The sequence below is a fragment of the Herbaspirillum rubrisubalbicans genome, from assembly GCF_003719195.1.
In the GTDB taxonomy this organism is placed as follows: domain Bacteria; phylum Pseudomonadota; class Gammaproteobacteria; order Burkholderiales; family Burkholderiaceae_D; genus Herbaspirillum; species Herbaspirillum rubrisubalbicans.
On the sequence record NZ_CP024996.1, the window covers coordinates 1,667,098 to 1,679,639 of the forward strand.

The 12,542-nt window shown below is 63.4% G+C and carries 10 protein-coding genes; 8 read left to right on the plus strand and 2 right to left on the minus strand.

What is annotated here, in order from left to right; genetic code table 11:
* Positions 1-42: 42 nt before the first annotated feature.
* The 5 genes from RC54_RS07415 to trpS all read left to right on the plus strand — a co-directional run bounded on the left by RC54_RS07415 (position 43) and on the right by trpS (position 4,592).
* A complete protein-coding gene (locus tag RC54_RS07415) occupies positions 43-393 on the plus strand; it encodes a DUF3579 domain-containing protein (RefSeq protein ID WP_058894791.1) in 351 nt (116 codons plus the stop codon).
* A 242-nt stretch (positions 394-635) separates the two neighbouring features.
* Positions 636-2,024 carry a class II fumarate hydratase gene (gene fumC, locus RC54_RS07420; RefSeq protein WP_058894792.1) on the plus strand — a complete coding sequence of 463 codons (1,389 nt, stop codon included), beginning with the start codon at positions 636-638 and terminating at the stop codon, positions 2,022-2,024.
* A 319-nt stretch (positions 2,025-2,343) separates the two neighbouring features.
* Positions 2,344-2,670, plus strand: a complete 327-nt coding sequence (locus RC54_RS07425; RefSeq protein ID WP_058894793.1) for a hypothetical protein — start codon at positions 2,344-2,346, stop codon at positions 2,668-2,670.
* Between the two features lie 70 nt (positions 2,671-2,740).
* Entirely contained in the window at positions 2,741-3,304 is a 564-nt protein-coding gene (locus RC54_RS07430; protein ID WP_058894794.1) for a glycine zipper family protein, read from the plus strand.
* A gap of 259 nt (positions 3,305-3,563) precedes the next feature.
* Entirely contained in the window at positions 3,564-4,592 is a 1,029-nt protein-coding gene (gene trpS, locus RC54_RS07435) for a tryptophan--tRNA ligase (RefSeq protein ID WP_061789086.1), read from the plus strand.
* A gap of 97 nt (positions 4,593-4,689) precedes the next feature.
* Here the strand turns inward: trpS and RC54_RS07440 are convergent, their stop codons facing one another.
* Both RC54_RS07440 and RC54_RS07445 read right to left on the minus strand, forming a co-directional pair.
* On the minus strand, positions 4,690-6,069 hold the full coding sequence (locus tag RC54_RS07440) for an ATP-binding protein (RefSeq protein ID WP_061789087.1): 1,380 nt from the start codon (positions 6,067-6,069) through the stop codon (positions 4,690-4,692).
* Positions 6,066-6,803, minus strand: coding sequence for a response regulator (locus RC54_RS07445; RefSeq protein ID WP_197416675.1), 738 nt, complete (start codon positions 6,801-6,803; stop codon positions 6,066-6,068). The genes RC54_RS07440 and RC54_RS07445 overlap by 4 nt, the downstream gene beginning before the upstream one ends.
* Before the next feature lie 237 nt (positions 6,804-7,040).
* On the opposite strand from RC54_RS07445, the gene RC54_RS07450 reads away from it, so the two are divergent.
* The 3 genes from RC54_RS07450 to RC54_RS07460 all read left to right on the plus strand — a co-directional run bounded on the left by RC54_RS07450 (position 7,041) and on the right by RC54_RS07460 (position 12,542).
* Positions 7,041-7,562, plus strand: coding sequence for a Spy/CpxP family protein refolding chaperone (locus RC54_RS07450; RefSeq protein WP_058894798.1), 522 nt, complete (start codon positions 7,041-7,043; stop codon positions 7,560-7,562).
* A gap of 306 nt (positions 7,563-7,868) precedes the next feature.
* Positions 7,869-9,410: an MdtA/MuxA family multidrug efflux RND transporter periplasmic adaptor subunit gene (locus RC54_RS07455; protein ID WP_058894799.1), complete on the plus strand. Its 1,542-nt coding sequence runs from the start codon at positions 7,869-7,871 to the stop codon at positions 9,408-9,410.
* A 24-nt stretch (positions 9,411-9,434) separates the two neighbouring features.
* Positions 9,435-12,542, plus strand: coding sequence for an MdtB/MuxB family multidrug efflux RND transporter permease subunit (locus tag RC54_RS07460; protein WP_061789088.1), 3,108 nt, complete (start codon positions 9,435-9,437; stop codon positions 12,540-12,542).

Sequence of the window (12,542 nt, forward strand, 5' to 3'; positions counted from 1 at the left end):
ACAAGGGCATTCGGTTGCAAGCGCTTTAGAAGAACTGCATGTATGGCTGATCCCATCAAACCCGCAAACGCACCGGCCAAAGAATTCATCATCCTGGGCAAGACCCAGGATGGCCGGCAGTTCCGCCCCAGCGACTGGGCGGAGCGCCTGTGCGGCGTGATGTCGTGTTTCCGTCCCGAAGGCAGCGGCGGACGCAATGCACACCTGAAATATTCCCCCTACGTGTTGCCCACCCACATCGATGGCGTGCGCTCGGTGGTGGTCAACGAAGCCCTGCGCGAGCTGGAGCCGCTGGCCTATCACTTCGTGGTCAACTTCGCCAAGGATAACAACCTGCAGGTGGTCGAGGCCTGTGTGCTGCCCGATCCGCCCAAGGAAAACAAGGGGAGTTGAACCCTTGCGAGTCGGCTGTGGCGGCGCAAGCGCCGTCCCATGCCGCGCCATCTTTTCGCATCCGCATTACCCGTACTCATTACCCGCCAGCCCCGCACCGCCGCTCCAGCAGGCGGTCCCGCCAGCAGTTACACTAGACGTTTTCTTTTCAGTCTCGCCTGTGACTCAGCCGCACGCATCCGCCAGAGTCTCACGGGATCCTCGGGCCGCTTGCGGCCGTCTTATCACGGAGAACCAGCATCATGAACCACCGCATGGAGCGCGATACCTTTGGCCTGATCGAAGTCCCTGCCGAGCGTCTATGGGGCGCGCAGACCGAGCGTTCGCTGCACCACTTCCATATTTCCACCGAGCGGATGCCGGCCGAGCTGATCGTGGCCTTGGCCGCCGTCAAGCGCGCCTGTGCCGCCGTCAACCGCGACCTGGGCAAGCTGGACGGCAAGAAGGCCGAGGCCATCATGGCCGCCGCCGATGAGGTCATCGCTGGCAAGCATCCGCTGGAGTTTCCGCTGTCGGTCTGGCAGACCGGTTCCGGCACCCAGAGCAATATGAACATGAACGAGGTGCTGGCCAATCGCGCCTCGGAGCTCTTGGGTGGCGTGCGCGGCGAGGATCGCTTGATCCACCCCAATGACGACGTCAACCGCGGCCAGTCCTCCAACGACATCTTCCCCACTGCCATGCACGTGGCCGCCTGCATGGCCGTGGCCACGCACCTGATCCCGTCGCTGCACCAACTGCGCGCCACGCTGGCGGACAAATCCACCCGGTTCGCCGACATCGTCAAGATCGGCCGCACCCACCTGCAGGACGCCACGCCCCTGACCCTGGGCCAGGAATTTTCCGGCTACGTGGCGCAGCTCGACCATGCCGAGTCGGCCATCATCGCCACCTTGAACGCCATCTCCGAACTGGCCGCAGGCGGCACGGCAGTGGGCACCGGCTTGAACGCCCACCCGGAATTCGGCGAACGCGTCGCCGCCGAGCTGGCCAAGTATTTCGGCTTCCCCTTCAAGACCGCCCCCAACAAGTTTGCGGCGCTGGCCGGCCACGATGCCCTGGTGTCGGCCCACGGCGGCTTGAAGACCCTGGCGGCGGCCATGATGAAGATCGCCAATGACGTGCGCTGGCTGGCTTCCGGCCCGCGTTCGGGACTGGGCGAGATCACCATCCCCGAGAACGAGCCGGGCAGCTCCATCATGCCGGGCAAGGTCAACCCGACCCAATGCGAAGCCATGACCATGCTGTGCGCCCAGGTGTTCGGCAATGATGTCGCGCTCAACATCGGTGGCGCCAGCGGCAATTTCGAGCTCAACGTCTTCAAGCCGGTGATCATCCACAACTTCCTGCAGAGCGTGCGCCTGCTGGCCGATGGCATGGCCAGCTTCGAGGAGCACTGCGCACGCGGCATCGAAGCCAACCACAGCCGCATCGGCGAGCTGATGGAAAAGTCGCTCATGCTGGTCACCGCCCTGGCCCCGCACATCGGCTATGACAAGGCCGCCAAGATCGCCAAGCAAGCCCACCACGATGGCACGACCTTGAAGCAGGCCGCGCTGGCGCTGGGTTATGTGACCGAAGCGCAGTTTGCCGAGTGGATCAAGCCGGAGCAGATGACGCGCCCGGGGTGATGCATTGATGTGATGTGCAGCAGTACTGCAAAGCGGCCTCTCGTGAGGCCGCTTTGCATTTGCCTTGTCTTGCTATCTCCTTGCTATCCCCTTGATTGCAAAGCCTTTTCAACCCCATGTATATCAATATTGACGGGGGTTACGAATTGAAACATCCCAAGATTTCATATCGTCCCCGGCGTATATTGTTTCCACTGCATCAGATACGTCGGTAAGCCGCGCCCGGCAAGGAGAGCCGGGTGGTGAAGCAACGGGGAAAGCGGCACCGAGATGGTCTGGCAATGTGACGATATTCAGAGACACTCCCAAAGGCAACAACATGAAAAAACTAGCGGCAATTGGCCTCTCTGGCGTGCTGGCGATAGCTGGCCTGTTCGCCAGCGCTGCGGCGTATGCGCATGGGCATTTCTATGGCGGCGTGGTCATCGGTGGTCCGGTGTGGGTGCCGCCTCCGGTCTACTATCCACCACCGGTCTACGTGGAACGGGTACCGGCGCCGGTGTATGTGGAACCGGCGCGCCAGGACTATTGGTATTACTGCCCGGAGTCCAAGGGCTATTACCCCTATGTCCAGAACTGCCCCAGCCCCTGGATGAAGGTAGTCCCCAATACCCCGGCCGGGCCGGGCGGGCCGCCGCCGCAATGAGGCGGTTAATGCCCCTCTGAACCTGATCCAGATCCTGATCCTGATCCATCCTTCCAGTAAAGGAAACAACGTGAAACCCCTCTACAAGACTGCCGCAACCGTCACCGCCGTGGGCGCCATGCTGGCGCTGGGTGGATGCGTGAGCGTGCCCACCGGGCCTTCGGTGATGGCCATGCCGGGCAAGGGCAAGAGCTACGAACAATTCCGCGCCGAGCAGCAGCAATGCCAGCAATACGCCCAGGAAGCCATCGGCGGCCAGGCGGCGCAGACCCAGAACAATGCCGCCAACAGCGCCGCCGTCGGTACTGCCGTGGGCGCCGTGGCCGGTGCCCTCATCGGTGCGGCCTCGGGCAATGCCGGCGCCGGTGCGGCCATCGGTGCCGGTGGCGGCTTGCTGGTGGGCAGTGCCGCCGGCAGCAACGCGGCAGCCGGCGGCAACTATTCGATGCAGCAGCGCTACGACATGACCTACACCCAGTGCATGGTCAGCAAGGGCAACCAGGTCCAGCAGCCGGTGGTGGAGACCACCACCGTCTACACCTACCACCCGCGCTATTACTACGCACCGCCGCCGCCGCCGGGCTATTACGGCCCGCCGCCGGCGTATTACGGTCCGCCACCGGGTGCTTACTGAGTCCGGTTACCAACACCGTCTCTTCGGAGGCGGTTTTTTCTTATGCAACGCAACATGACGGGCTGCCGGTGCTATACTCGCCGCCATGCTTTTCCGAAAAAATCAACTTGCGAAAACCCAGCATTGGTGGCGCGCCTGAACGAGGCGGCCCGTTTTCACACAGCTTGACCATGTGACCATGATGCCGCCGGTTCCGGCGGCATTGTTTCTTCAGCGTCGGGACCGGCAGCATTCCAGAGATTAACGATCAGGAATGACCATGTCTTCGAACGCCACACCTTCCAGCACCTTACCCGTCGTCCTCACCGGCGACCGTCCTACCGGCCCGCTGCATCTGGGCCACTACATCGGCTCGCTCAAGTCGCGCGTGGCGCTGCAGGAAACTGCACGCCAGTTCCTGTTGCTGGCCGATACCCAGGCCATGACCGACAACGTCGGTCGCCACCAGAAGGTCACCGACAACGTGCTGGAAGTGGCGCTGGACTACCTGGCCGTGGGCATCGACCCCGAAAAGTCCACCATCTTCATCCAGTCCCAGGTGCGCGAGCTGTATGAGCTGTCGATGGTGTTGCTCAACCTGGTGACGGTCTCGCGCCTGGAGCGTAACCCCACCATCAAGGAAGAGATCCGCCTGCGCGGCTTCGAGCGCGATATCCCGGCCGGTTTCCTGACCTATCCGGTCAGCCAGGCCGCCGACATCACTGCCTTCAAGGGCCAGCTGGTGCCGGTGGGCAGCGACCAGTTGCCGATGATCGAGCAGACCAATGAACTGGTGCGCAAATTCAACGCCACCGTGGACCGCGAAGTGCTGGTCGAGTGCAAGGAAGTGCTCTCCGAAACCGGCCGCCTGCCCGGTATCGATGGCAAGGCCAAGATGAGCAAGTCGCTGGGCAACTCGATTGCGCTGGGCGCCACCCCGGCCGAGATCAAGCAGGCCGTACACCGGATGTACACCGATCCCAACCACCTGCGGGTGGACGATCCGGGCCAGGTCGAGGGCAATGTGGTGTTCACCTTCCTGGATGCCTTCGACCCTGACCGCGAGGCCGTGGCCGAACTGAAGGCCCACTACACCCGTGGCGGCCTGGGCGACAGCGTGGTCAAGCGCCGTCTGGAAGGCATCCTGCAGGAATTGCTGGAGCCGATCCGTACCCGTCGCGAAGAATTCGCCAAGGATCGTGGCGAAGTGCTGGCTATCTTGAAGCGCGGTACCGAACGCGCCAGCGCCGTGGCCGCGCAGACCATGTCCGAGGTCAATGCGGCCCTGGGCCTGAATTACTTCGGCTAAGGCGATTTTGGGTCGGATATGAAGACCGCTGCTTCCTGACTGGGGAAGCAGCGGTTTTTTATATGGTGACCTGAACGTTTGTTTAAAGTTGCCCGAGCTAGCGCGGCTTGCCCGGCGTCATCGTCGGCAGTTCCAACAGCACTTCCAATCCACCCTCGCTCAGGTTGCGCAAGCGCAGCTGGCCGTGATGGTTCTCGGCGATGTTGAGCGCAATGGTCAGGCCCAGCCCGGTGCCACCGGTATCGCGCGAGCGCGAGGCTTCCAGGCGATAGAAGGGCTCGAAGACCGCCTCCAGTTCCGCCTCGGGAATACCGGGCCCCTGGTCGCGGATGCGGATGGCGATCTTCTGCTGTTCCAGCGCGATGGTCACGCGGGCCACCTTGCCATACTTGCAGGCATTGTCGATCAGGTTGGTCAGACAGCGCCGCAGCGCGCCCGGCTGGGCCATGACGAAGGCCCGGGTGCTGCCTTGCAGGCTCACGTCCTGGCCGCTGTCGGCGGCATCGGCGCAGACGCTGTCGAGCAGGGAATCGATGTCCAGCGCCTGGATCTTCTCGGACGAATCCATGCTGCGCGCCAGGTCCAGCCCTTCACGCACCATGCCGTGCATTACGCCCAGGTCATCGATGAGCTTTTGCTGCAATTGGCTATCGGCCACCTTTTCCAGGCGCAGGCGCATCCGCGTCAAGGGCGTCTGCAAATCATGCGTGATGGCCGCCAGCATGTGGGTGCGATGCTGGATCTGGCGCCGGATGCGCGCCTGCATGGCATTGAAGGCGTGCGCCGCCTGGCGGATTTCGGTAGGGCCGGTCTCGGCCAGCGGGGCGTGGTCGATGTCGCTGCCCAGGCGCGAGGCGGCCTGCGCCAGTTGGCGGATCGGGCGCGTGGCCATGCGCGCTACCAGCCAGGCCAGCATGGCGATCAACACCAGGAACAGCAGGATGTATTGCAGCCCGAACGGTCCACCCGGAGCGCTGCCGCCGCGCAGTGCCGGGGCCTCGCCCGGCTGGTGCAGGCGCAGGCGCATCAGGGCGTGGTCATGCAGGCTGATGTAGATGACGCGGCAGGTATCGTGGTGCCGCGCGCGGGCGTCATCGGGGCGCAGCGGCGGACATTCGTTCTCGCGCTGCACGGCGATCTTGCGGTCCTGGCCCAGGCGCGCCTGCAGCATCTCGACCAAGGGACTGTTGCTGGCATTGGGGCCGTCGATGGCCTCGTTCATGTCCTCCACCATGCGCGCTTCGAAACCGAAGTTGGCGGCCGCTTGCAACACGATGGAACGTTGCGAGAGCGGCAGCTCGTCGACCGCCCGCACGAATTGCTCGACACGGTCGGCCAGGTGCTGGAAGCGCAGTTCGCGCAAGGTATTGCGGCGCTCATTGCCGGCCAGCCAGTTGGTGGCGAACACTGCCACCACGATCCCGGCCAGCAGCAGCACGAAGATGCGGTTTCCGATGGAGCCCAGAAAACGCGTCATGCCGGGCGGCCCGTGTGGTCGGTTGTGACCGCCGTGGCCAGCACGTAGCCCTCGTTGCGCACGGTCTTGATGATGGTCGGGGTGCGCGCATCATCGCCCAGCTTCTGGCGCAGGCGGCTGATCTGGATATCGACCGAGCGGTCGAAGGGATCCGATTCGCGGCCCTGGGTCAGTTCCAGCAACTGGTCGCGGTTGAGCACGCGGTTGGGGTGATCCAGGAACACCTTGAGCAAACGGAATTCGGCCCCCGACAAGGCCACCACCACGCCATCCTGGTTCAGCAGGTGACGCGCCGTCAAGTCCAGCGTCCAGCCGGCAAAGCGCATGGCGGCCACGTCCGGCTGGGCCATATTGGGCGGCAGCGCCTGGGTACGGCGCAGGACGCTGCGGATGCGGGCAAATAGTTCGCGCGGCTCGAAGGGTTTGGCCAGGTAATCGTCGGCGCCCATCTCCAGCCCCAGGATGCGGTCCAGTGGCTCGCCGCGGGCGGTCAGCATGATCACCGGCACCGAGGAGGTGGCGCGCAGGTTGCGGCAAATGGTGAGACCGTCTTCACCGGGCAGGGTCAGGTCCAGCACGATCAGGTCCACGCGCGACTCTTCCAGCACCCGGCGCATTTCATTGCCATTGGTGGCGGTCAGGGTGCGCAGGCCGTTGCTGTCGAGGTATTCGGCCAGCAGGGTGCGGATGTCGCGGTCGTCGTCGACCACGAGGATGTGAGCATTTGTATCCATGGAACGCATTATGCCGAACTTGTCCGCGCGTGCAGGGGGGATTTGTATCGGGTCTTTACAAGCACCGGTACAGAAATAAAACGATACCTGTACAGTTCACCTATATACAAAACGATACAAATGCAGCCACAGCGGAAAAATCGCCGATACACGTTGCCGGTTTAATGGGAACCGTGCCAGGACAGTAGAACGCTGTTCCCAGGCAGCACAGAGCACCATCCCATCAAAGGAGCAACCATGTTGACATTGAAGAACCGTATCCTGGCCGGCATCGCCGCCGTGAGTATCAGCGCCGTGACCCTGTCGGCCTTCGCCCAGATGCCCCCGGATGGCCCGCGAGGCCATGCCCCCAGCCCCGAACAGATCGCCAAGTTCGAACAGATGCGCGCCAAGCACCAGGCCCAGCTGCACGACAAGCTCAAGATCACCGCCTCCCAGGAGGCCGCCTGGAAGCTCTTCCTGGACAAGACCAAGCCGGCCCCCATGGACCCGGCAGCGCGTCCCAGCAAGGAAGAATGGGCCAAGCTGACCACCCCGGAACGCCTGGACAAGAAGCTGGAGATGATGCGCAAGCGCGAATCCTTCGCCGAGCAACGCGTGGCCGCCACCAAGGAGTTCTACGCCACCCTGTCGCCGGAGCAGCAAAAGACCTTTGACGCCGAATTCGCCAAGATGGAGCGTCATCGCTGGGAGCATATGAAGCATATGGACCATATGCGCCATGGCAAGCCCGCAGCCGACGCCACCCCGGCCAAGTAAATCCAAGGCAGGACCGGGCGCAGCACCTGATGCAGCCTGATCGTGGCACTGGTTTGGCGTCCCCCGGCAGCCTTGCGCTCATCCGCAAGGCTGTTCTCGTTGGCACATTGCGCCATAGCTAGGTACACTGCGTGCCAGCCTCGGCGCGGGTGGCCACAATGTTTTGAATCTGTCAGCCTGCCCGGCGACAATAGCGGCCGGCCAGAGCCTGGCCGCAGGCGTTGAACAAGCATTCCAATATTCCAATTTCGGCCGGGTCGCCATGGTGGCGGCTGGCACATCGATCGGTCCACTGGTTTTTCTGACATGACAAATACTCCCAATCCCGGCCAGCCATCTCCTTCCCACCCGACTTCGCGCGGCAGCATCCTGCGCCGCTGGTGGTTCTGGGTATTGGTGGCGGCGCTGGCGGCCGGTGGCGGCTACACCCTGTGGTCCAAGAAGAGGGCCCAGCAGGAGCAGATGGCAGGCATGGGCGGCCCGGGCGGCCATTTTGGTCCGGGCGGTCCCGGTGGGCGTCGTCCGGGAGCAGGCGCCTTCGCTGGCCCGGCCATGCCGGTGGGCGTGGCAGTGGCGCGGGTGCAGAACGTGGACGTGTTCCTCAATGGCCTGGGCGCCGTCACCCCGACGGCCACGGCTACCGTGCGTGCCCGCGTGGATGGGCAATTGATGAAGCTGTATTACAAGGAAGGCCAGGTGGTCAAGGCCGGCGACCTGCTGGCCGAGATCGATCCGCGTGCCTTGCAGGCCGCCCTGACCCAGGCCGAAGGCCAACTGGCGCACGACCGCGCCTTGCTGGCCTCGGCCCGGCTGGACCTGAAGCGCTACCAGACCCTGCTGTCCCAGGATTCCATTGCCAGCCAGCAGGTCGACACCCAGATGGCCCTGGTCAAGCAATATGAGGGTACGGTCAAGGCCGACGAAGGCAACGTCGCCAGCGCCCGCCTGCAATTGTCCTTTACCCGCGTGACCGCACCCATCAGTGGCCGCCTGGGTCTGCGCCAGGCCGACGTCGGCAACAACGTCACCACCAGCGATACCAATGGTCTGGTCATCATTACCACCTTGCAGCCGATCACGGCCATCTTCAGCATCCCCGAAGACAACATTCCCCAGGTCTTGCAGCAACTACAGAGCGGGCGCAAGCTGCCGGCCCAGGCCTGGGACCGCGAACAGAAGAACAAGCTGGCCGATGGCGTGCTCTTGACCATCGACAACCAGGTCGACGCCACCACCGGTACCGTCAAACTCAAGGCCCAATTCCCCAATACCGATTACGCACTCTTCCCCAGCCAGTTCGTCAACATCCGCCTGCAGCTCAAGACCGACGAAGGCGCTACCGTCATCCCGACGGCAGCCATCCAGCGCGGCGCCAAGGGCTTGTTTGTCTATGTGGTCAAGCAAGACAACACCGTCACCGTGCGTCCGGTCAAGACCGGGACGGTGCAGGATGACCTGAGCGTCATCACCGATGGCGTCAAGCCTGGCGAGACCGTGGTCATCGACGGTATCGATCGCCTGCGCGAAGGCGCCAAGGTGGAAGCGGTGACCCGTGGCGGTGCCGACGATCCGGCCAACAAGCTCACTACCGAGAACCCGGACGCGCGCCATCACGGCAGACGCGGTCAGGGCGGCGAGGCCGGGCAGGGCGGCATGAGCCCCGAGGAACGCCAGAAACGCTGGGCCGAGATCAACAAGCGCATCGATGCCGGTGAATTCGGCGAAGAGATCAAGAAGCTGCCCGAAGACCAGCGCCGCCAGAAGATGATGGAGCTGCGTCGTCAGCGCGAAGCGGGGGCCAACGCCAACAACGGTAACAGCGGCAACAACGCCAACGGCGCCAAGTAAGCACAATCAGCACAAGGCTCACGCATGAATCCCTCGCGCCAGTTCATCCTGCGGCCGGTTGCCACATCCTTGCTGATGCTGGCGATCCTGCTGGTGGGTATCGTCGCCTACCGGCTCTTGCCGCTGTCGGCCCTGCCCGAAGTCGATTACCCCACCATCCAGGTGGTCACCCTCTATCCCGGCGCCAGCCCGGACGTGATGACGTCTTCGGTCACCGCACCCCTGGAACGCCAGTTCGGCCAGATGCCGGGCTTGAAGCAGATGGCCTCCACCAGCTCCGGCGGAGCCTCGGTGATCACGCTGCAATTCAACCTGGACCTGAGCCTGGACGTGGCCGAGCAGGAAGTGCAGGCGGCCATCAATGCCGGCAGCAACCTGCTGCCTTCAGATCTGCCGATGCCCCCGGTGTACAGCAAGGTCAATCCGGCCGATACACCCATCATTACGCTGGCGGTCACTTCCAAGACCATGCCCCTGCCCAAGGTGCAGGACTTGATCGATACCCGCTTGGCGCAAAAGATTTCGCAATTGTCCGGGGTGGGTCTGGTGAGCCTGTCGGGCGGCCAGCGTCCGGCCGTGCGGATGCAGTTGAACCCGCGTGCGGTAGCAGCGCTGGGACTGAACCTGGATGACGTGCGCACGGCCATTGGCAATGCCAACGTCAACCAGGCCAAGGGCAGCTTCGACGGCCCCACGCGGGCCTCCACCATCGATGCCAACGACCAGTTGCGCTCGGCCGATGAATACCGCAAGCTCATCATCGCCTACAAGAATGGCGCCCCGATCCGCGTCTCGGACGTGGCCGATGTGATCGATGGCGCCGAGAACGTGCGCCTGGGCGCCTGGGCCAACCAGCAGCCGGCAGTGATCGTGAACATCCAGCGCCAGCCCGGCGCCAACGTGATCGCAGTGGTCGACAGCATCAAGAAGATCCTGCCGCAGTTGCAGGCCAACCTGCCCGGTTCCATCGATGTCCACATCCTGACTGACCGCACCACCACCATCCGCGCCTCGGTGGCCGATGTGAAATTCGAGCTGCTGCTCTCGGTGGCGCTGGTGGTGATGGTGATCTTCGTCTTCCTGCGCAACGTGCCGGCCACCATCATCCCCAGCGTGGCGGTGCCGCTGTCGCTGGTGGGCACCTTTGCGGTGATGTACCTGGCGGGCTTTTCGATCAACAACCTCACGCTCATGGCGTTGACCATTGCCACCGGCTTCGTGGTGGATGATGCCATCGTCATGATCGAGAACATCTCGCGCTACATCGAAGAAGGCATGAAGCCCATGCAGGCGGCCTTGAAGGGGGCCGAGCAGATCGGCTTTACCATCATCTCGCTGACCTTCTCGCTCATCGCCGTGCTGATCCCCTTGCTCTTCATGGGCGATGTGGTGGGCCGCCTGTTCCATGAATTCGCGGTCACGCTGGCCGTGTCCATCCTGATCTCGGCGGTGGTGTCCTTGACCCTCACGCCGATGATGTGTGCGCGTCTCTTGCGCCACCAGCCGGAAGAACAGCAGGGCTGGTTCTATCACCAGAGCCAGGCCTTCTTCGACCGCATCATCGCCCGCTATGGCGTGATGCTGCAGTGGGTGCTGCAACGGCAGAAGATGACCCTGCTGGTCGCCGTGGCGACCCTGGGGCTGACGGCGCTGCTGTATGTGTTCGTGCCCAAGGGCTTCTTCCCGCTGCAGGATACCGGCGTCATCCAGGGCATCTCGGAAGCCTCGCAATCGATTTCCTTCGGCGCCATGGGTGCCAAGCAGCAGGAATTGGCCAAGGTAGTGCTGGAAGATCCGGCCGTGGACAGCCTGTCCTCCTTCATCGGTGTGGATGGCACCAATGCCACCCTGAACAGCGGACGCATGTTGATCAACCTCAAGCCGCACGAAGAGCGCGACGTCTCGGCCTCCGACGTGATCCGCCGCCTGCAACCCAAGCTGGCGCAGCAGGTGCCGGGCGTGACCTTGTACATGCAGCCGGTGCAGGACTTGACCATCGAAGACAGCGTCTCGCGCACCCAATACCAGTTCACGCTGGAAGATGCCGATGCCGGCACCTTGAGCAGCTGGGTGCCCAAGCTGATCGCACGCCTGCAACAGGTGCCGCAACTGGCCGACGTGGCCAGCAACCTGCAGGACCAAGGCTTGCAGGCCTATATCGAGATCGACCGCAACGCTGCCTCGCGCCTGGGCATCACGACGGCTGCCATCGACAATGCGCTCTACAACGCCTTCGGCCAGCGCTTGATTTCCACCATCTATACGCAATCGAATCTGTATCGCGTGGTCATGGAAGTCAAGCCGGAATTCCAGCGCGGGCCGCAAGCACTGGATAGCATCTTCCTGGTGACCTCCGCCGGCGGCAAGGTGCCGCTGTCCTCGATTGCCACCGTGACCGAACGCACAGCGCCGCTGGTGGTGAACCACATCGGCCAGTTCCCGGCTGCTACCATCTCCTTCAACCTGGCCAAGGGCGCCTCCCTGGGCGAGGCGGTCAAGGCCATCAAGGCCGCTGAAGAAGAGATCGGGATGCCCAGCTCCACCGTCACCAACTTCCAGGGGGCGGCGCTGGCCTTCCAGGCCTCGTTGTCCAACACGCTGTGGCTGATCCTGGCGGCCATCGTCACCATGTACATCGTGCTGGGCGTGCTCTACGAGAGCTACATCCATCCCATCACCATTCTCTCCACCTTGCCCTCGGCGGGTGTGGGGGCGTTGCTGTCGCTGATGATCTCGGGCACTGACCTGGGCATCATCGGCATCATCGGCATCATCCTCCTGATCGGTATCGTCAAGAAGAACGCCATCATGATGATCGACTTTGCGCTGGAAGCCGAACGGCACCAGGGCAAGAGCCCGCAGGAGGCGATCTACCAGGCTTGCCTGTTGCGCTTCCGTCCCATCCTGATGACCACCATGGCCGCGCTACTGGGGGCGCTGCCGCTGATGCTGGGCACCGGTGTCGGTTCCGAACTGCGCCAGCCGCTGGGTATCACCATGGTGGGGGGCTTGCTGGTGTCGCAGGTGTTGACGCTATTCACCACACCGGTGATTTACCTCGGTTTCGACAGCCTGGGCCGCCGTCTGCGTGCGCGCTTCGGGCGTAAGGCCAGCCTGCCGCCTGCGGTGTAA

What these genes read in the sequence shown, in the direction of transcription:
- RC54_RS07455 (WP_058894799.1), top strand. Translation starts at nt 7,869, where the DNA reads ATGACAAATACTCCCAATCCCGGCCAGCCATCTCCTTCCCACCCGACT.
- RC54_RS07460 (WP_061789088.1), top strand. Translation starts at nt 9,435, where the DNA reads ATGAATCCCTCGCGCCAGTTCATCCTGCGGCCGGTTGCCACATCCTTG.
- RC54_RS07450 (WP_058894798.1), top strand. Translation starts at nt 7,041, where the DNA reads ATGTTGACATTGAAGAACCGTATCCTGGCCGGCATCGCCGCCGTGAGT.
- RC54_RS07440 (WP_061789087.1), bottom strand. Translation starts at nt 6,069, where the DNA reads ATGACGCGTTTTCTGGGCTCCATCGGAAACCGCATCTTCGTGCTGCTG.
- trpS (WP_061789086.1), top strand. Translation starts at nt 3,564, where the DNA reads ATGTCTTCGAACGCCACACCTTCCAGCACCTTACCCGTCGTCCTCACC.
- RC54_RS07445 (WP_197416675.1), bottom strand. Translation starts at nt 6,803, where the DNA reads ATGGATACAAATGCTCACATCCTCGTGGTCGACGACGACCGCGACATC.
- RC54_RS07425 (WP_058894793.1), top strand. Translation starts at nt 2,344, where the DNA reads ATGAAAAAACTAGCGGCAATTGGCCTCTCTGGCGTGCTGGCGATAGCT.
- fumC (WP_058894792.1), top strand. Translation starts at nt 636, where the DNA reads ATGAACCACCGCATGGAGCGCGATACCTTTGGCCTGATCGAAGTCCCT.
- RC54_RS07415 (WP_058894791.1), top strand. Translation starts at nt 43, where the DNA reads ATGGCTGATCCCATCAAACCCGCAAACGCACCGGCCAAAGAATTCATC.